This is a genomic window from Mycolicibacterium boenickei (assembly GCF_010731295.1).
GTDB lineage: Bacteria > Actinomycetota > Actinomycetes > Mycobacteriales > Mycobacteriaceae > Mycobacterium > Mycobacterium boenickei.
Map to the genome: position 1 here is coordinate 6,024,812 of NZ_AP022579.1, position 18,990 is coordinate 6,043,801.

18 protein-coding genes are annotated in these 18,990 nt (G+C 64.6%); 5 read left to right on the forward strand and 13 right to left on the reverse strand.

Annotated features, from left to right (window positions below; translation table 11 throughout):
- Both G6N57_RS28885 and G6N57_RS28890 read right to left on the reverse strand, forming a co-directional pair.
- A complete protein-coding gene (locus G6N57_RS28885; protein ID WP_077743338.1) occupies positions 1-819 on the reverse strand; it encodes an ABC transporter permease in 819 nt (272 codons plus the stop codon).
- A 43-nt stretch (positions 820-862) separates the two neighbouring features.
- Positions 863-1,576 carry an MlaE family ABC transporter permease gene (locus G6N57_RS28890; RefSeq protein WP_234815585.1) on the reverse strand — a complete coding sequence of 238 codons (714 nt, stop codon included), beginning with the start codon at positions 1,574-1,576 and terminating at the stop codon, positions 863-865.
- A 324-nt stretch (positions 1,577-1,900) separates the two neighbouring features.
- Here G6N57_RS28890 and G6N57_RS28895 point away from each other — a divergent pair, with 324 nt between their 5' ends.
- From G6N57_RS28895 to G6N57_RS28905, 3 genes are all read left to right on the forward strand, one after another.
- Positions 1,901-2,551, forward strand: a complete 651-nt coding sequence (locus G6N57_RS28895) for a TetR/AcrR family transcriptional regulator (RefSeq protein ID WP_077743337.1) — start codon at positions 1,901-1,903, stop codon at positions 2,549-2,551.
- Between the two features lie 148 nt (positions 2,552-2,699).
- Positions 2,700-3,545: a hypothetical protein gene (locus G6N57_RS28900; RefSeq protein WP_077743336.1), complete on the forward strand. Its 846-nt coding sequence runs from the start codon at positions 2,700-2,702 to the stop codon at positions 3,543-3,545.
- A gap of 18 nt (positions 3,546-3,563) precedes the next feature.
- Positions 3,564-4,595 (forward strand): LLM class F420-dependent oxidoreductase, encoded by a 1,032-nt coding sequence (locus G6N57_RS28905; RefSeq protein WP_077743335.1) that lies wholly within the window; start codon positions 3,564-3,566, stop codon positions 4,593-4,595.
- Between the two features lie 4 nt (positions 4,596-4,599).
- Here the strand turns inward: G6N57_RS28905 and G6N57_RS28910 are convergent, their stop codons facing one another.
- The 9 genes from G6N57_RS28910 to G6N57_RS28950 form a co-directional block, all read right to left on the reverse strand.
- Positions 4,600-5,352: an enoyl-CoA hydratase/isomerase family protein gene (locus tag G6N57_RS28910; protein ID WP_077743334.1), complete on the reverse strand. Its 753-nt coding sequence runs from the start codon at positions 5,350-5,352 to the stop codon at positions 4,600-4,602.
- An 8-nt stretch (positions 5,353-5,360) separates the two neighbouring features.
- Complete coding sequence (locus G6N57_RS28915; protein WP_077743333.1) at positions 5,361-6,389, reverse strand: LLM class F420-dependent oxidoreductase; 1,029 nt, start codon at positions 6,387-6,389, stop codon at positions 5,361-5,363.
- A 24-nt stretch (positions 6,390-6,413) separates the two neighbouring features.
- Positions 6,414-7,550 (reverse strand): acyl-CoA dehydrogenase family protein, encoded by a 1,137-nt coding sequence (locus tag G6N57_RS28920; protein WP_077743332.1) that lies wholly within the window; start codon positions 7,548-7,550, stop codon positions 6,414-6,416.
- Positions 7,551-7,565: 15 nt separating this feature from the next.
- Complete coding sequence (locus G6N57_RS28925) at positions 7,566-9,320, reverse strand: acyclic terpene utilization AtuA family protein (protein ID WP_077743331.1); 1,755 nt, start codon at positions 9,318-9,320, stop codon at positions 7,566-7,568.
- Positions 9,317-10,111, reverse strand: coding sequence for a TIGR03084 family metal-binding protein (locus tag G6N57_RS28930; protein WP_077743330.1), 795 nt, complete (start codon positions 10,109-10,111; stop codon positions 9,317-9,319). The genes G6N57_RS28925 and G6N57_RS28930 overlap by 4 nt, the downstream gene beginning before the upstream one ends.
- The gene (locus G6N57_RS28935) at positions 10,111-10,869 is read right to left on the reverse strand and encodes an enoyl-CoA hydratase/isomerase family protein (RefSeq protein WP_077743329.1); all 759 of its coding nucleotides are present in this window, start codon (positions 10,867-10,869) and stop codon (positions 10,111-10,113) included. Before G6N57_RS28935 ends, G6N57_RS28930 begins: the two co-directional genes overlap by 1 nt.
- Positions 10,866-12,875, reverse strand: coding sequence for an ATP-binding protein (locus G6N57_RS28940; protein ID WP_077743328.1), 2,010 nt, complete (start codon positions 12,873-12,875; stop codon positions 10,866-10,868). Before G6N57_RS28940 ends, G6N57_RS28935 begins: the two co-directional genes overlap by 4 nt.
- Positions 12,876-12,880: 5 nt before the next feature.
- Complete coding sequence (locus G6N57_RS28945; protein ID WP_061263298.1) at positions 12,881-14,479, reverse strand: acyl-CoA carboxylase subunit beta; 1,599 nt, start codon at positions 14,477-14,479, stop codon at positions 12,881-12,883.
- A gap of 116 nt (positions 14,480-14,595) precedes the next feature.
- Entirely contained in the window at positions 14,596-15,546 is a 951-nt protein-coding gene (locus G6N57_RS28950) for an NAD(P)H-dependent flavin oxidoreductase (RefSeq protein WP_061263297.1), read from the reverse strand.
- A 191-nt stretch (positions 15,547-15,737) separates the two neighbouring features.
- Between G6N57_RS28950 and G6N57_RS28955 the strand changes: the two genes are divergently transcribed.
- Positions 15,738-16,820: a LuxR C-terminal-related transcriptional regulator gene (locus tag G6N57_RS28955; RefSeq protein ID WP_234815571.1), complete on the forward strand. Its 1,083-nt coding sequence runs from the start codon at positions 15,738-15,740 to the stop codon at positions 16,818-16,820.
- Positions 16,821-16,867: 47 nt separating this feature from the next.
- Positions 16,868-18,007, forward strand: coding sequence for a LuxR C-terminal-related transcriptional regulator (locus G6N57_RS28960; protein ID WP_234815570.1), 1,140 nt, complete (start codon positions 16,868-16,870; stop codon positions 18,005-18,007).
- 18 nt (positions 18,008-18,025) lie between these two features.
- Here G6N57_RS28960 and G6N57_RS28965 read toward each other — a convergent pair whose 3' ends face one another.
- Positions 18,026-18,520, reverse strand: a complete 495-nt coding sequence (locus G6N57_RS28965) for a flavin reductase family protein (RefSeq protein ID WP_061263295.1) — start codon at positions 18,518-18,520, stop codon at positions 18,026-18,028.
- A complete protein-coding gene (locus G6N57_RS28970) occupies positions 18,517-18,966 on the reverse strand; it encodes a hypothetical protein (RefSeq protein WP_061263294.1) in 450 nt (149 codons plus the stop codon). Before G6N57_RS28970 ends, G6N57_RS28965 begins: the two co-directional genes overlap by 4 nt.
- Positions 18,967-18,990 lie beyond the last annotated feature (24 nt).

An 18,990-nucleotide genomic window follows, 5' to 3' on the forward strand; every position in this document is an offset into this window, starting at 1 on the left:
TCACCCCGCCAGATGGAAGTTGCCGGACTGGCCGTACAACGCCAGCGAGATCATCACCACGACGATGGCGGCCACGATCAACGAAGTCCGCACCGCGCGGCCGACGGCTTCGCCCACACCGGCCGGTCCGCCGGAGGCAGTGAACCCGTAGTAGGTATGCACCAACATGATCACCACCGTGATCGCCACGGACTGGCCGAACGACCACAGCAGATCGGTCGTGTTGAGGAACGTATTGAAATAGTGGTCGTAGACACCGGAACCCTGCCCGTAGATCACGGTGGTACCCAACCGCGACGAAACGAACGACATGATGACCGCGACGCAGTACAGCGGAATCACGACGATGACCCCCGCGGCCACCCGCGTCGATGCCAGATAGCTGACGCTGCGAATACCGATGACTTCCAATGCGTCGATTTCCTCGTTGATGCGCATCGCGCCCAGCTGGGCAGTCGCGCCGGCACCGATCGTGGCCGACAGTGCCACCGCCGTGGTGCCCGGAGCGATGAGCCTGACGTTGAAGAATGCCGACGCGAACCCGGTCAGCGCTTCCACACCCACCGACGCGAATTGGTTATAGCCCTGGACCGCGACCAATGCACCGGTGGTCGTGGTCAAAAACCCAACGATGGCCACCGTGCCGCCGACGACGGCCAACGCCCCCGCACCCAGCCCCATCGTGGCGATCAGCCGGATGAGCTCGGTGCGATAGTTCATCGCCGCGTCGCCGATCGACGCGATCGCACGGGCGTAGAACTGGGTTTGCACACCGATGTCGTTCCACGCCGTGCCGATTCGTCCGGCCCGCCTGCTCACCCTCGGGAACCTTTGACGCACTACAGAACTCAACTCCCCCACCTCATACCACCGTGATCTTCACACCGACCGCTGTGGCGATCACGTTGATCGCAAACAGGGCCATGAAGGTGAATACGACTGTTTCGTTGACCGCATTGCCGACACCGGCGGGTCCACCCCCGACAGAAATCCCCTTATAGCAGGCGATCAACCCGGCAGACAGCCCGAACAGTGCAGCCTTGGCCAGTGCCACAGCGACATCGGCCCCGTGAGTCAGCACCGTCAGTCCGGCCACAAACGAGCCCGGCGGAACATGCTGAATGAAGACGGCGAAGGTGAATCCGCCCGCCAACCCGACCATGATGACCGTTGCCGACAGCGCCAGTGCCACAGTGGTTGCGGCCAGCACACGCGGGACCACCAACGCCTGGATGGGATCGATACCCATGACCCGCATGGCGTCGAGCTCCTCGCGAATCGTTCTGGCGCCCAGGTCAGCACACATCGCTGTGGAGCCAGCGCCGGCCACGACCAACACCGTCACGATCGGCCCGATCTGGCTCACCGTGCCGATCGCGGCCCCGGTTCCCGAGAAGTCGGCGGCCCCGAACTCGATCAGCAAGATGTTGAAGGTGAACACCAGCAGCACGGTGTAAGGAATCGTCAACATCAATGCCGGGACCAGCGATACCCGGGCCACAAACCACGTTTGGTTCAGATACTCGCGCCACGCGAAGGGGGGACGGAAAATCAGCACGAACACATCGAGGGTCATCGCGAAGAACCCGCCGAGCGCGCCCACCGGCTTGGCCACGGGCCCCAACGCGATCACCGAGCGTCCCGACACACCGGTAGCGAGCGGTCACTTTGCCAAAATGCGTGCGCGGTGCGCATAAACGGGGACCCTTCGTTGGGAAGCACGCCGAAAATGTATGGCACAGATCACTGTGGTTTCCCCTCCTCGCAGGAGGAGATGGCTCCCCCCATCGGGGCACAACCCCACCTCGGCACGTGCCAACCGACGTTGCATTGACGCCCGAGTTAGTTATTTGTGGTTCACTTAAGTGAAGTGATATGCCCAGCCCAGACACGATGCATAATGAGTGGACATGCACTAGGAGGTGTACTCATCGTCGTTGATTCGCGCCCCGGCGCAGCGGGGGTCAGAACGCGCGATCCCGACCGCAAGAACCGTATTCTGCTGGCGGCCTCAGATCTGATCGGGCGCAAAGGCTTTCACGCGGTTTCGATTGCTGACATCGGCAACGCGGCCGGAATCACCGGATCCGGGGTCTATCGCCACTTCGACAGCAAATCGGCAATCCTGGTCGCCTTGTTCGACCGGGTGATCGACGATCTGATCGCCGAGGAGCAGAGCATCCTCGACGGCACCGCCGAGCTGCCCACCGCGCTGGAAGCGCTGATCGACGGCCAGGTCGAGTTCGTGGTCGGAGATCGTCAGTTGGCGCAGGTCTATTACAACGAGATCAACAACCTGCCCGACGAGGACCGCAGGCGGTTGCGCCGAAAGCAGCGGCTGTACCTGGAGGAGTGGGTACATCTGGTCGACGAGCTGCGCGAGGACTTGGACGACACCGAAGCACGGGTCGTCGTGCACGCCGCCATCGGCGCCATTCAATCACCGCTGTTTCACAACACAGGTCTGGCCGATGACCAGTTGCGGGTTCTGCTGACCGACTCAGCTCGCGCCATCTTGAGCACCAGCCGCGCCGGCGCAGCACGCCTTTGACGGCGCTTCGCTCGTGCACCCCCTAATGAGAGTGCATGTCCCCCCGCAGGGGATATGAGACACACATCACCGTGGATAGCGTCCTTCCTGCAGGGCGGCACCCGGGCACCTCAACGCTCACCGTCGCCACGTCAACGGAGGAGCGCACATGGGCCGAATGACCACCGAGGTGATGACACATGATGTCAGCCTGCTGTGGCAGAACATTTTCACCTGGCTGAGTTGGGCGATCGCGTTGGCGATGATCGTTGTCGCCATTCAGATGGGCCGTCGGCACCGCACGCCGTTCTACCTCATCGCGTGCGTGGCAGCCGGTGTGGCCGCCTACGCCGAGCCGCTCTACGACGTGGCGTTCGACCTGTGGTTCTACGACGCGCACAACGGCCAGCCCGGTGCCGGGCTGATGCACTTTTCGGCTTTCGGTATCCCGCAGCCGAACTGGACTCACAGCGGCTACATCATCCTCTACGCCGGTGCCTGCCTGTACGCCGGAAAACGTATCTACGAGGGCCGGTTCAACCGCAAGGGCCTGTTCGCGTTGTGGGGGCTGGAAGTTCTCACCTCCTGCGTGTTCGAAGTGATCGGCACCGGTACCGATGTGTACACCTACTACGGTCCCCATGTCCTGCGGATATGGAACTACCCGATCGTGATCGGAATCCTGGAGGGCACCCAGGTCGTGCTGTTCACCGTTGTGGCGGTGCTCATCTGGCGCAAGACTTCTCGTTGGTGGGAACTGATGAGCCTGTTCGTGGTGTTCCCAATGACTTTCTTCGGCGCCAACTTCGGTCTGGGCTATCCACTCATCATCGCGATGCATCTCGACAACGGGCTGGCATCCCCCGCGCTGGTCTTCGCAGCGACATTGGTGTCGATCATCTTGTGCACCATCGTCATCTACGGGCTTACCGTCTTTCTTCCAGCGGCACCGGCTGTGGCCGGGGCGCCACCGAACCGACCTGGCCGACCAGCCGAAGCGCAGCTCGCCGGATAAGCCTAGGTAGAGCTATTCATGTACATCGACTGCAACATCGGGGGCACAGTCTCGGGCGGCGACGAGGCCGGCATCGCCGGTCTCGTCGCCCAGGCAGCTCGTGCCGAACGCATCGGGTTCGACGGCATCTGGTCGACCGATGTCGACCGAGATCCGTTTCTGCCCTTGGCAATCGCAGCCATGACCACCACCGGTGTGCAGTTGGGCACCGGTGTCGCAGTGGCGTTCGCGCGCAATCCCATGACCACTGCCATAGCCGCAAACGATCTCCAGGAAATGAGCGGCGGGCGCTTTGTGCTGGGACTGGGCACCCAGATCCAGGCGCACATCGAACGACGATTCTCGATGCCGTGGTCGGCTCCCGCGGACCGGATGTGCGAATACGTGCACGCGCTGCGTGCGATCTGGCACGCCTGGCGCACCGGGGAGCGCCTGGACTTCCGGGGAGTGCACTACCAGCACACGCTGATGACCCCGATGTTCACCCCGACCCCTCATCCTTACGGAGATCCCAAGATCGTGGTCTCAGCCGTGGGGCCCAAGATGACCCAGGCTGCCGCGCAAGTCGCCGACGGCCTGCTCGTGCATGGTTTCACCACGCGCCGCTACCTCAGCGAGGTAACCCTGCCGGCCGTCACCACGGTCTTGCACGAAACCGGCCGCGCCCGCGCCGATCTCACCGTGTCCTATCCGGGACTGATCGCCTCGGGTCGAACCGAGTGCGAGATCGCCCACGCCATCGAAGCGGTCCGACGCCAGATCGCCTTCTACGGGTCCACTCCGGCCTACCGCCACGTCCTGGAACTGCACGGATGGCACGACTTGCACACCGAGCTGCATCGGCTTTCCAAGGCGGGGGACTGGACGACGATGAGCGCCCTGATCGGCGACGAGGTATTGGATACCTTTGCCGTGGTGGGTGAACCGGCCGAGATCGGGCCGCAGGTGCTCAGTCGGTTCAGCGGATTGGTCGACCGTTTCACACTACTGACGCCCTATCCGTTGGCCGAGGAGGCAGCCGCGGCGATCGTCGCCAGCATGAGGTCGTGAGTCGCTACGTGCGGCCCTCGACGAATCTGGCCAGCGCCTGCGCATTGTCTGGAGCCCCGAGAAGATCCTCGAGATAGGCATCCTCCCTGGCCAGCGCCGCGCGAACCGCCCCGATATGGGGTGCGGTGATGGTTCGCTTGACCGCGATCAAGCTAGACAGAGGATGGCTGGCAAGGATTTCGGCGTGCCGACGGACCTCGGTGTCGAGATCGTCCGGTTCGCACAGCCGCCACACCAGCCCCATCGCATGGGCCTGCTCGGCATCAATCCATTCCGAGGACATCAGTACCCAGGCCGCGTTCTGCCTGCCCAGCAGCGCCGGCAGCAGGTACGACGACCCTGCTTCGGGTGCGAGACCCAGACTGGTGAACGGGCACTTGAGGCGGGCGGTGGTGGACATGAATGCCAGATCGGCGAACCCCAGGATGGTGGCGCCGATCCCCAACCCCACTCCGTTCACCGCGCAGATCAACGGTTTGGGGAATTCGGCGAGAACATCCATCAGTCCTGTGAAGCCGTATTCCCCTGGAATGAAACCATTTTGGGAGGCTCGGGCCGCAAGTTCCTTCAGATCGGTCCCAGCGCTGAACGCCCGGCCCGATCCGGTGAGGATGACCACCGCGACGGCGTCGTCTTCGGCGGCCTCCTGCAGTGCGATCGCGGTGGCGTCATAGAGCGCCTCGTCGAAGGCGTTGAGTGCCTCCCGGCGCGCCAAGGCGATGGTGCGAACCCGATTGTGGTCGGAGATTTCCAGCATGGCTGTCCTCACAAGTTGCTCAGTTGGTGGATGTATTCGGGGCTGCGGGTGTTGATGACCATGGTCGTCACGCCTGCGGCCTGCCAGACCTCGATCTGCTCGCGGACCTGGTCGTAGTCCCCCACGATCGCCGAATCCTCGACCAGTTCGTCCGGAATGACCTGGGCGGCGCGATGTTTGTCCTTGTTGCGCAGCAACGCGGTGACCTCGTCGACCACCTCGCCGTAGCCCATCCGTCGGTAGACGTCGGCGTGAAAGTTGGTGTCGCGGGCACCCATTCCGCCCAGGTACAAGGCCAGCCGCGGTTTCATGGCCGCACATGCGGCGGCGCGATCGTCGGTGATCACGACGTTGGCGGTCGCGCAGATCTCGAAATCCTCGCGGCGACGCCGGGCACCGGGACGGGCGAAGCCCTCGTCGAGCCAGGCGTTGTAGGTCTGGGCCATTCGCGGGGTGTAGAAGATCGGAAGCCATCCGTCGCAGATCTCGGCGGCCAGCGCGACGTTTTTGGGTCCCTCAGCGCCGAGCATGATGGGGATGTCGTTCCGCAACGGATGGGTGATCGACTTCAGCGGTGTTCCCGCACGGGTGCTGCCCTGCCCTGTCAGGGGCAGTGGATAGTGCGGCCCACTGTGGGTTACCGGCTCTTGGCGGGCCCACACCTGCCGGACGATGTCGATGTATTCGCGGGTCCGCGCCAACGGTTTCGGGAAACGCTGTCCGTACCAGCCCTCGACCACCTGCGGCCCGGATACGCCCAGGCCGAGGATGTGTCGTCCACCGCTGAGGTGGTCCAACGTCAGCGATGCCATCGCGCACGCTGTCGGTGTGCGGGCCGACAGTTGCGCCACCGACACCCCCAGGCGCATCCGATTGGTCTGCCGGCCCCACCAGGCCAACGGGGTGAAGGCATCCGAGCCCCACGCCTCGGCGGTGAACACGGTGTCGAATCCGGCGTCTTCGGCTGCGGCAACCAGCTGTGCGTGGTTGGTGGGCGGTTGGGCATCCCAATAGCCAAGCTGCAGACCGAACTTCACGATTGTTCTGCTTGCTGTCCGGGGTCAGTACGATCGGGGCAGGTTGAGGCTGTGCTGCGCGACATAGTTCAAGATCATCTCTCTGCTGACCGGAGCGATCTGCAACAATCTGGCCAGACCCCATTGCGGGAGCAAGCCGTACTCGGCTGATATTCCATTTCCACCGTGTAGTTGGATCGCGTGATCGACGGCGCTGACCGCTGCCTCGGCGGCCACGTATTTAGCGATGTTGGATGCCTCTCCGGCGGGCAACCGGCGATCGAAGAGCCAGGCGGCGCGGCCGGTGGCGATGGCGGCCAGGTCGACGTCGATCTTGGCTTTGGCCAACGGATGTGAGATCGCCTGATAGGTGCCGATAGGTGGGCCCCACACCGACCGTTGGCGCGCGTAGTCGGCTCCTTTTTCGACCGCATGTCTGCCGATGCCCACGCACACCGCGGCTCCGGTGATGCGCTCTGGATTGAGTCCGTCGAAAACCTGGTTGAACCCTTCGTGTTCGACACCCAGAAGCTGCGATGCGGGCACCCGGACGTCATCGAAGTGCAGCGTGTACTGCTTCTCTGGGAGGTTGATCCCCACCGGAAGTCGGTGTTTGACCAGACCCGCTGTATCGGTAGGCACCACAAACAACGACAGCCGCTGTGGCGCACTACGCGCCACGACGACGATCGCGCCGGCTTCGTCGACTCCGGAGATGTAGTACTTGGTGCCGTTGAGCACATAGTCGCCGCCGTCGCGTACCGCGGTGGTGGCGATCTGTCGGGTGTTGGATCCGGCGTCGGGCTCGGTGATGGCGAACGCCATCTTGGTGTCGCCGGAGGCCATGCGCGGCAACCATTCCCGTTGCTGGCTGCTGGTGCCGTATCGGGTGAGAAGCTCACCCGATATGGCGCTGGACACCAGCATGAGCAACAGGGGGCAGCCGTGAGCGGCGGTTTCCTCGCAGACGATGGCCAGTTCGGTCAGTCCCGCGCCGCCACCGCCGAATTCCTCGGGGAAGTTGATGCCGATGAATCCGTGTTGGGCCAGCTCCAGCCAGAGTTCGTCGGTGGGTTCGTGAGCGGTGGCTCGTTCGGCGAAGTAGGTGGGGCCGTATTTGTCGGTGATCGCGGCGACAGCGGTGCGCAGGTCGCGGTGTTCGCTGGATTCGGTGAAGTCCATTCGCCCTGCGTTCTCCTAGATCAGCTTGTCCGGAACGTCGGTGTTGAGCGCCCGCAGGTACTCCCCCAGGCTTTTGGCCTGGGCATCGGGGCGGGTGCACGACGCGACACCGTCGCCGAGGAATCCGACGACCACGAAGTTCAGCGCCTTGAGGTTGGGGAACGCGTAGCGCCGGATGGTCAGCCCGTGGACCTCGGGCACGAGTTCGGCGAACTTCTGTGCGCTCAGGTGTTCATCCAGCCATTCCCAACGCTGGTCGGTGTCGGTCCAGATGCCGACGTTGGCGTTTCCGCCCTTGTCACCTGAGCGGGCCGCCACGATGCTGCCCAGCGGCCGGCGGGTGGTCGGCCCGAAATCTGAGCGGACCGGTGAGGGTGCGGGATCAGGCACATCGATCTCGGTCACCTCGGTCGGCGGGTCTATCGGCTCTCGTGTCCCGTCGGCGTGAACCACGGTGTGCAGCACTGCCGTTGCCGGGACCAGTGTCGGCCAGTAGACGCCGAATTCGCTGGCCGTGGTGGGTGGGGTGGTGGTGTAGAAGCCGGCGTATCCGGCCACGTACAGCTCGATGACCGCATTGGAGAATGCTCGGTCGACCTTGGTGCGGTCGCGGTCTTTGACGGTGACCCGCAGATGGGCGGTTGCCTGGGCCATGTTGGCCGGATCGGCAGTGTCATAGCGCAGCAATTGGATATCGACACCGTCGAATCGGTCTCGCCCGCCAAGGATCGTCATGAGTTCCTCGACGGCCCATTGGGCCTTCTCGTCGATGTCCAGGCCGGTCAGCGCCATGGTCATGGTGTTGCGGAAGCCACCGATGTAGTTCATGGCGACTTTGAGCGCCGGCGGTGGCGGCGTGCCGGTCGTGCCGCTGACCCGCACTCGGTTCTCACCGACCTGGGTGATCGAGCAGGTGTCGAAGTGGGCCACCACATCGGGGTTGGCGTAGGCAGGGGCGCCGACCTCGTAGAGCAGCTGGGCGGTGACGGTGCCCGGTGTGACCACGCCCCCGCTGCCGGGCGCCTTGGTGATGACGAAGCTGCCGTCGTGGCCCAGTTCGGCAATCGGTGAACCGGGGTAGCGCCGGTCGGTGACCTCCCGAATCTGGGAGTAGTTTCCGCCCGTAGCCTGTGGGCCGCACTCGATGATGTGACCGGCTGCGACGGCACCGGCCAGCGCGTTGTAGTCGTTGCGTGCCCAACCGTGCCACCAGGCACCCACCCCGACCACCAGCGCCGCGTCGGTCACTCTGCCCGTGATCACAATGCCGGCGCCGCGAGTCAGGGCCGAGGCGATTCCCCAGCCGCCCAGGTAGGCGTTGGCCGAGACCGGTTCGACGTTCTTGTCGCGCAACCGGATACCGGTGTCGAGGTTGGCGAAGTCGATGCCTTGCTCCATCAGCTGCGGTAGCCGCGGCATCAGGTCGTCGCCCTCGACGTGGGCGACCGTGAGATCGACGTCGAGCTCAGTGAGCAGGTGGCGAACTCGTTGGGCCATTCCGGCGGGATTGAGCCCGCCCGCATTCACCACAACTTTGGTCCCGCGGCGCGCGCATTCGGCGGCCACGTCCCGGAATTGGGTGAGAAAAGTATGCGCGTAACCGGTGTCGGGATTCTTCTTGCGCGCCTTCCACAGGATCAGCATGGTGAGCTCGGCCAGGTAGTCGCCGGTGATCACGTCGACGTCGGCGGCGGCGACCAACTCCTGCATCGCCGAGTGCCGGTCCCCGTAGAACCCCGAGGCGTTGCCGATCCGAACCGCACGTTTCATCGCTGCTGCACCTTCGGTTTGCGCTGGCTGGCTGCTCCGGCGAACGCTTGAGCGATCTCCATCCAGCCGGTGGCCACCGCACCGTTGACGGTCAGCCCGGTCTCGGTCCAGTGTTTGCGTTGGGTGACAGTGAGGACGAAATCTTGCGCGGCGCCCACGACCGTGTTGGCGGTGTCTTGTGGTCCCCAAGTCCACGTCTGGCCCTCGGCCGAATGCAGCTGCACGCCGACCGGCTCGCCAGGCACATCAAGACCGTTGAGGCGGTGTGAGAACGCGAACGTGGACACGCCGAGATGCGCGATGCTGCGCAGCCCGGGGGTGGCCGGGTGTTCGACACCGAGTGCTTCGTAGATGTCGTGTCCGTGCGCCCATGTCTCCATCAGCCGGGCGGTCGCCGAGGACGCCACGCTCATGTCGGGACCGAACCACGGCACACGGCGTTTGGGGTCGCTGTTGGCGAACAGGGTCAGCAGCTCCTGACGTGCCGCCGAAAACCAGCTCATCAGTGCCTCGGGGGCCAGGATGCGGTGTTGTTCGGCAATCCGGTCGGGAAAGTCCATCCCGCCGTCGATCAATTTGGCGGCCATCTGCGCGAAGTGATCCGGCGCGGTCAAGGCCAGTTTGGTGGCATCGTCGAAGAAGGCCAGGTGAGATACCTGATCTTGGATGCTCCAGCCCTGCGCTGGTGTCGCGCGACCCCAATACTCGAACGGCAAGTCCTGCAAACGATGTGTGAGCAGCTCAGATTCCACGTGCAGCGCTGCTAGCAGTCCGGGGTAGTCCAGGCTCATCAGCGTCCTTTCCACTGTGGGGAGCGCTTCTCCTTGAAGGCGGCCATTCCCTCTTGCGCGTCCTGGCTCAAATAGACGGGCTCCCAGATTGATTCGGCTAGTTCGAACGCCTCGCGCAGTGGATGCTGCGCAGTCAGTGTCGCGGTCTGCTTGCCCGCAGCCACCGACAGCGGCGCGTTCGCCGCGATCTGCTCGGCGAGTTCTTGCGCCGCCGCATGCAGGTCGGTGGGCTCTGCCAGCCGGTTGACCAGTCCGATCTCGTGGGCGCGCGCGGCCGATATCGGCGCGCCGGTGAGCACCAGTTCCATGGCGATGCGGCGCGGAATCATCAGTGGCAGCGGCGCTGCCCATGGCGAACCGCGGCCTACCTTGACCTCGGTGATGGCAAACTTCGCCGTCGTCGAGGCCACACACAGGTCACACGTCTGTGCCAGCAGGAAACCGCCGGCGAAGGCGACGCCGTTGACCGCGGCGATGGTCGGCTTGTCCACGGCGATGTTGCGCCCGAACTGTGGCACGAAATCCACCGGCGGAACGGTGAGTTGTTCCTCCGACATCTCTTTGAGGTCGCCGCCGGCACAGAATGCTTTGTCCCCGGCGCCGGTCAGGACCAGAACCTTGGCTTGCCGGTCGTCGTTGAATCTGCGTACCCCGTCGAATAACCCATCGCGGACTGCCTTGTTGAGGCTGTTGCGCGCCTCTGGACGGTTGATAGTCAGCCAAGCGATCCCGTTGCGGACCTCGTACTCAACGCTCACGACGCGGCACCGTCATCGGGCCCGGAGACCACGGCCAGCACCTGCCCCGATTCCACCTGGTCCCCGGACTTGACGGCGATCGTTGCCACGAGGCCATCGGCTGGGGCGCGCACGGTGTGTTCCATCTTCATTGCCTCCAGCACCACGATGGCGGCGCCTAGGCGTACTTCGTCGCCTTCGCTGACCTCGACGCGCACCACCGCCCCTGGCATCGGGGCCAGCAGTGACCCGGTCTCCTGCATCGAGCTGGGGTCTGGGAATCGTGGAGTCTCGTGCAGTGCCGTCGATCCCAGCGCACTGTCGACGTAGTGAACGTCCCCGGACCGTGCCACCTGGTAGCGCCGTCGCACTCCGTCGATTTCGGCGTCAATCAAGTCTGGGGCCGCACTGAGTATCCGCACCTGGGGCTGCCAGTCGCCGACGGTGACTTTGACGCCGTCACGCTCTACGCGGTAGTGCACCTCGACAATGTCTTCGCCGAGGCGGTACTGCACGATCTGATCCTGGCTGGGCAGATTGCGCCAGCCAGCGGGAAGACCGGGCACGACGGTTGTCTGCTGACGTCGCTGCGCCAGCGAGGCCAGCGCCGCGGCTACCGCGTGGGTGCCGGTTGCGGCCCGCTCCGCCACGATCAGGGCGGCGGGATCGTGGCGCTGCAGGTAGCCGGTGTCGATCGCGCCGGCGCGGAATTCGGCCTCGCGCAGGATTCCCACCAGCAGATCACGGTTGGTGGTGACACCGTGGATGCGGGTCTCGCGCAGCGCCCGCGCCACCCGTCGGCAGGCTTCGTCTCGCGTCTGGCCGTAGCCGATGACTTTGGCCAGCATCGGGTCGTAGAACGTGCTGACTGTCGACCCGGAGCTGAATCCGGCATCGACCCGCACGCCGGGCAGATCGGGGAACTCCAGGGTGTGCAATGTTCCCGATGCCGGAATGAAGCCGGCGGCAACGTCTTCGGCGTAGAGCCGGACCTCGACCGCGTGGCCGTCGGGGCGGGTGTGCAGCATCTGAGCCGGCAACGGTTGCCCGGCGGCGACCAGCAACTGCGCGCGTACCAGGTCGATTCCGGTGACCAGCTCGGTCACCGGGTGTTCGACCTGAAGCCGGGTGTTGACTTCGAGGAAATAGAAGGAGCCGTCGGGTGCCATCACGAACTCGACGGTGCCGGCCCCCTCGTAGGCCAATGCTTTACCCGCGGCCACCGCGGCGCGCCCCAGTTCTTCGCGCAGCGACGGGTCGACTGCCGTCGAAGGTGCCTCTTCGATGATCTTCTGATAGCGACGCTGAATGGAACATTCGCGTTCACCCAGGTGCACGACCGTGCCGTGGCTGTCGCCGAAGATCTGGACCTCGATGTGTCGGGGTGATTCGACGAACTTCTCCAGGAACACGGTTCCGTTGCCGAACGCCGACGCCGCTTCTCGCCGTGCGCCGGTGACCGCTTCCAGCAGTTCGTTCTCGTCGGTGACGATCCGCATTCCGCGGCCACCGCCGCCGAAGGCGGCTTTGACCAGTATCGGGAAGCCGATTTGGGTTGCGGCGTTGCGCAGGTTGTCGGGGTCGGCGTCCTGTTCGGCATCCACGGTGACCCCGGGCAGCACCGGTACGCCGGCTGCGGCCATCATGTCTTTGGCGGCGATCTTGGATCCCATCGAGGCGATCGCTTCGGGGCTGGGACCGACGAAGATCACGTTCGCATCGGCGCAGGCTTTGGCGAATTCGGCGTTCTCAGAAAGAAATCCGTAGCCTGGGTGGATCGCGTCGGCGCCAGTGGCGGCGGCGGCAGCCAAAACCAGGTCGCCGCGCAGGTAGGTATCGGCCGGCGCGGTGCCGGGTAGGTGCACCGACTGGTCGGCCTGGGCGACGTAGGGGGCGAACCGGTCGGCATCGGAGTAGATCGCGACGGTGGCGATGTCCATTTCGCGGGCGGTGCGAATGATCCTTGAGGCGATCTCGCCGCGGTTGGCGATGAGCAGCTTGCCGATGGGCTGATGAGTGGTGGTCACGTTCCTCACATCCTGAATACGCCGAAGCCGCGGCGTCCGGAAATCACGTTGGAATGTGCTGCGGACAGGGCCATTCCGAGCACTGAGCGGGTGTCGCGTGGGTCGATCACCCCGTCGTCGTAGATGCGGGCGGAGATGAAGAAGGCGTGCGATTCGCGCTCGATCTGCTCTTCGATCTCTGCGGTGCGCTTCGCGTCGGTCTCCAGGTCGAATTCGCGGCCGGCGGCCTGGGCGGCGGCCTTGCCCACGATGGACAGCACACCTGCGAGTTGCTGGGCGCCCATGACGGCGAGTTTGGCGTTGACCCAGGTGAACATGAACCTGGGGTCGTAGGCCCGGCCGGACATCCCGTAGTTCCCGGCGCCGAAGGATCCGCCCATGTTGATGGTGATGTGCGGGACGGTGCTGTTGGTGACGGCGTTGATCATCTTGGCGCCGTCTTTGATGATGCCGCCCTGCTCGTACTCGGTGCCGACCATAAAGCCGGTCACGTTCTGCAGGAAGATCAAGGGTGTGTCGGTCTGGTTGGCCAGCAGAATGAATTCTGTTGCCTTCTTTGATTCTTCGCTGAACAGGACACCTCGGGTGTTGGCCAGGATGCCGACGGGGAAACCGTGGATCGATGCCCATCCGGTGGCCAGGCTGGTCCCCCACCGGGGCTTGTACTCGGAGAAGCGGCTGCCGTCGACGATGCGGGCGATCACCTCTCGGGGGTCGAACGGGACGCGGGAGTCGCCCGAGGCGATCCCGAGAAGTTCGTCGCTGTCATAGAGCGGATCATCGGCCGCAGTGCTCGGTCCCGGTCCCAGCTTGCGCCAGTTCAGGTGCGCGACGATATCGCGGCCGATGCGGATAGCGTCGACCTCGTCGACGGCGAAGTAGTCACCGAGTCCCGAGACCCGGGTGTGCATGTCTGCCCCGCCCAAGGATTCGTCGTCGGCGTCCTCACCGGTTGCCATCTTGACCAGCGGCGGGCCGCCGAGGAATACCTTGGCCTGCTTGTCCACCAGCACCGCGTAGTCGCACATGCCCGGCACGTAGGCGCCACCGGCGGTGGAGTTTCCGAACACCATGGCGACGCTAGGAATGCCCATCGACGACAGTTCGGTGAGGTCCCGGAAAATTCGGCCCGCGTGCACAAACAACTCGGACTGGGTGGGCAGATCAGCACCGCCGGACTCCACCAGGTACAGCACGGGAAGCCGGTTGACTTTCGCGATCTCCAACGCGCGCAGGTTTTTGCGCAGTGTGTACGGGTTCATGGTGCCGCCACGGACGGTGGGGTCGTGGGCGATGATCATGCATTCGGCACCGCTGACGACCCCCACGCCGGTGACGATTGCAGCGCCCACGTTGAACTGGGTGCCCCACGCCGCCAGCGATGACAGTTCCAGGAACGGCGCGTCACGGTCGAGAAGCAATTCGATGCGTTCACGGGCCAGCAGTCGGCCGCGATCGTGGTGGCGTTTGACGTAGCGCTCACCGCCGCCGGCGGCCACAGCTTGGAGTTGCTCGTTGAGCGCTGCGACCGCTGCCGACTGCACTTCGTAATTGCTGACAAAGGTGTCGGAGTCGGTGTCAATCTCCGATGACAGGGCTGGCATCGATGTCCTTAACGTTGTTAGTGAATGCCAATACACTAAGTGCGTTGGCGCTGATCACAATGGGGATGCCGGCGAAACACCCCCAATAGGTGACAAAGGCCGTTCGAACGGGGCATTCACCCCACCGGCCGGCCCTCCGCGCACAGGGCCGCCAGTTCCCGCCGGGCTTGGCGGTACTGGCCGGCCAACTCCGCGACCAGTTCGTCGACCGTGGTCAGCTCGTGTACGCCGAAGACGCTGTGGCCTGCGCTCCAGGCGTCGGCGTTGGACAGCAACTGGTCTTGGGTAAACCCGTCACCGCTGCCGCCGCGCTCGCCGCCTTGGCGATCCAGCCATGCAGCCAGCAGGCTGGCCGGTATTCCGCCCACCCGGTCGGACAGCCGGACATCGTCGAGTGTCGAGGCGACCAGCGCTCGGCGGTATTCGTCGCTGGCCCGGCTTTCTGCGGTGGCGATGAACCGGGTCCCGATGTAGGCCAGGTCGGCACCAGCGGTTTGGGCGGCGAGGATCGAGCGGCCGTCTGCGATGCCGCCGGCAAGGACCAGCGGCCCGTCGAATCGTTCGCGAACAGCGCGCACAAAAGCGAAGGGGTTCGCCCAGCCGGTCTGTCCGCCCGCGCCCGCGGTTAGCAGCACCAGTCCGTCCGCGCCTGCCTCCAGCGCGGCCCAGGCATGCTGAACGCTGGCCACATCCGCGTATACCTCGGCACCGGCCGCGTGCAGTCGCTCTACGACCGGCGCCGGAGAGCCCACGCTGGTGATGACCAGTTTCACCTGGTGGCCGATAAGGCAGTCCAGGTCGGCCTGTAGTCGGGCATTGCTGCGGTGCACCACCAGGTTCGGCGCCACCGGTGCGCACCCATCCCCGGAGGCCTCCGACGCGATCTGGCCCATCCAGGAGTCGAGGTCACCAGGCGAGGGAGCGTTGTGGGTCGGGAACGAACCGATCACCCCCGCACGGCAGGCCGCAATCACCAATTCCGGTCCCGACACGTTGGTCATCGGCGCGGCGATCACCGGCAGCGCCAGAGCCCCAGGCCAGCCGGCAGATCGCATCAACGGGTCCATCTCATCCTCACCTCCTAATTAGTGAATTGAGATTTACTAGCACGGGATCGTCCTTGTCAACCGCGGCACCGCCGAATCGACGCCCAACTGCGGTTCAGCGGCAATAACGCAGGCCACGAATGGTTTGACAAAGTGATTCAGATCACCAATGATGAGGGCGCGTTAGTAAATCCTGAACCGCATTCGTGGTGATGACGACCAAGGAGCACCCCATCGGCACCGAGCTTCTGTCGCGGTCATCGTCGACCGACGACCCAAAGTTGCTGAGCGAGCAGGCCATTGCGTCCGATTGCACGCCACACCGTGACCTCGCCTCACCGGGCGAGCAGATATCGGCAGCCCTCACCGCACTGCTTGCATCCCTGGCAACGGTGAGAGACGCGCCCTCCCCGGCCGCGACTTTGGAATGCGCCCCCCACGCACTGGCCGAATCGGCGGTATTCCAGCGGGTGATGTATTCCCAGGTACGCGGGTCCACATGGTCGCCCGACGCCATATACGGGGTGGACGGGCAACGGCATGTGAGCATGCAGATCGAGTGCTACCCCACCGATCGGGTCGAAGACCTGCAGATTCCGCTGGCATCACCGCTGGTAGAGGCCGAAGTGGTGCGCCGCCGGTTACCCGCCCTGATCCTGGACGCCGACCAGGAGGCTCGGGTGTACCGTCCCCTGGTCGAACGCATGCGGACCAGCGAATACGTGGTGGCCCCCGTCGTGGCGGGTTCGGTGGTTATCGGATTGCTGCACGCAGACCGTCCCACCGACGGCCGACCGTTGACCGCAGCACATCGCGACCTGCTGCGGATGTTCGCCGACGGTGTGGGGTTGTCCTACGAACGCGCTCTACTTGTCGAACGCATCGAGCGTCAGCGCCAGTACGTCCTCGGAGTTTGCGATGCGGCAGTGGGATCGGTGACCACCACCGACATGACCAGCCCGATCCCCTTGCGCGCCAATGCCGCGGCCACCGCATCGATCGACGCACCCGAATCCGCACCGCCGCCCAGGGTTCGCCACACCAAGCCCGCCCATGCCACCGAGGTGCGGGACTCGTCTCGGTTGACCACATTGACCAGCCGGGAGCGCGAGGTCTTGGGATTGTTGGCCAGCGGCGCAACCAACGCCCAGTTGGCCGACCAACTGACCGTCGCGGAGAGCACCGTGAAATCGCACGTCAAGCACATCCTGCACAAACTCGGTGCCACCAACCGGGCCGCGGCGATCTCGTACTATCTGCGCGAAACCCGCGACGTGAACAGGTCACGCCGATGAGCGTCCTCATCGGCGGCGAGTCTTCACGCGCAGCCGGCACCGGACGGGTGCGCGCCGACTGGTCGTCGAAACAAGCCGAGTTCAGCGACCGCTTCTCAGCGCTGCGCGCACAGGTCGTCGGTGTCTTGGGCATCGAGGGACCGCCGGGACTGGAAGCCGACTCTCCGGCACAGGCCGGCGAGGTGATCTCGGACTTCTCGAGGTTGTGCGCGTTGCGTTTGCGCGCGGTGCCTAGTTCGGACACCGAGACCGAACGACAGTTGTACACCTTGTTATTGAGGCTGCAGCAGTTGGCCATGGACTGGTATCTGTTCGAGACCGGCGTGCGCAGCCAGCGCCTGGCCGACTGCGCAGTGAGCCTCAACAGGCTGCGCGCCATGCCGACCACGGCCGCTCTGGTCGATAACGCGTGCCACGAATTGGTTTTCCGCCTGGGGTTTCGCCGCGCGGTGCTTTCCACCGTGGACGCCGCAGGGTGGAAGCCGCTGATCCTGCTGGATCGGACCGAGGTCGCCAACCGAGCCTGGTTCAGTGCGTGGCAAAACCAGCCGGTGCCGTTGATGCCGGCCACCCCAGAGGCGGTATCGCTGTCGCGGCGCCAGCCCACCCTTATCCAGGACACCGCCGATGCGCCGGTCTATCGACCGTTGATCGTCCAAGCCGGCCAGTCGCGTTCCTATGTCGTCGCACCGCTGGTGCAGGGCAGCGACGTGATGGGATTCCTGCATATCGACCATTACCCGGAGACCACTCGGGTCGACGAAGCCGATCGGGATGTGTTGTGGGCCTTTGCCGACGGTTTCAGCCATATCTACCAACGTGCCGCACTGCTGGAGAACCTGCGCCAGCAGCGCGACACCATCAGGGACATGCTGATCACCACCGTCGACCAGATCGACGATTTGTGCGACCTGGGTACCGACGCCGCCGCCTGGTCAAGCGATGACAGAGCAAATGGCCATGACCTCGGCGCAGCGCCTGGGAGCCATGCGCCGCACCGGGTGGAACTGACCGAACGCGAATCCGAGGTACTGCGGCTCATGGTGACCGGCGCCAGCAACCACGAAATCGCCGACCAACTGGTAATCACCGAGGGCACCGTGAAATCTCACGTCAAACACATTCTGCGCAAGTACGGGGCAGTCAACCGCGCCCAAGCCATCGCCTGGGCCCTGCAGAGCACCTGAGCTGGCCTGCGCCAGCCGTCAGGTCAGCGGTTGAGTGCACAGGTAGGCGCCGTCGTGATACAGCAACGGCTCCGGGCGCGCCAGGGAATCCTCGCAATGAATCTGGGCGACCGCGCCGACGACCAGCGTGGAATCGCCAGCGGCGATGAGGCGGTCCACGCGTACCCGCAACCACGTCGGCACCCCATCGAGCACGGGTTCGCCGGTCGGCAGCAGATGCCACAAGGATCGGTCGGAGAATCGCTGCTCGGCCGATCGCGAAAACCGTTGTGCCAGTTCGAGCTGCCCAGCACCGGGCAAGTGAATGACCACCGAGCGGGCTGCCCGCATGGCCTCGATACTCGACGAGGTATGGGTGATGTTGAACGACACCAACGGTGGATTCAGCGACAGGGAGGCAAACGATGTCGCGGTGAAACCCACTGGGCCGCCTGCCGACGTCATGGTGACGATGGCGACGCCGGCGGGATGGCGTCGAAGCGCGGTACGGTACTGCTCAGCGCTGACCATCATGCCGCCGACATTGTGTGCAGCTCGGGGACGACGACGTCGCGGATCAGCTCCACAACGCCCTCGCTGTCGACCGGCAGCAGGATTGCTCCGTCGGCGATGCCCAACGCGTAGATATCGGCGATCAGTCCGGACAACCCGCCCGGAGTGCCTACATAAGTCATCGTGTCACCGCATTCACACCCCGAATCGCTGATCGCAGCGCGCGCGGTGCGGGCATCGCCGGCGATCAGCACGTTGATGTCGACGACGACCACAGCGTGGGGGCAATCCTCGCGGGCCGCCGCCGCCTTGTGCGTTAGGTCCCGCAGATCCACGGCGTGGATACGGACCAACTCATCAGATCCGTTGGTCCACAACCCCTTGTCCGATACCACACCGAATCTCAGGGGCCGCCTCGGTGCGCCCGGAGATCCGGCTATGTCACGTTCTGCAGTCGCCATCGTCATCAGCTTCTCCTCGTTGCCGCTTGG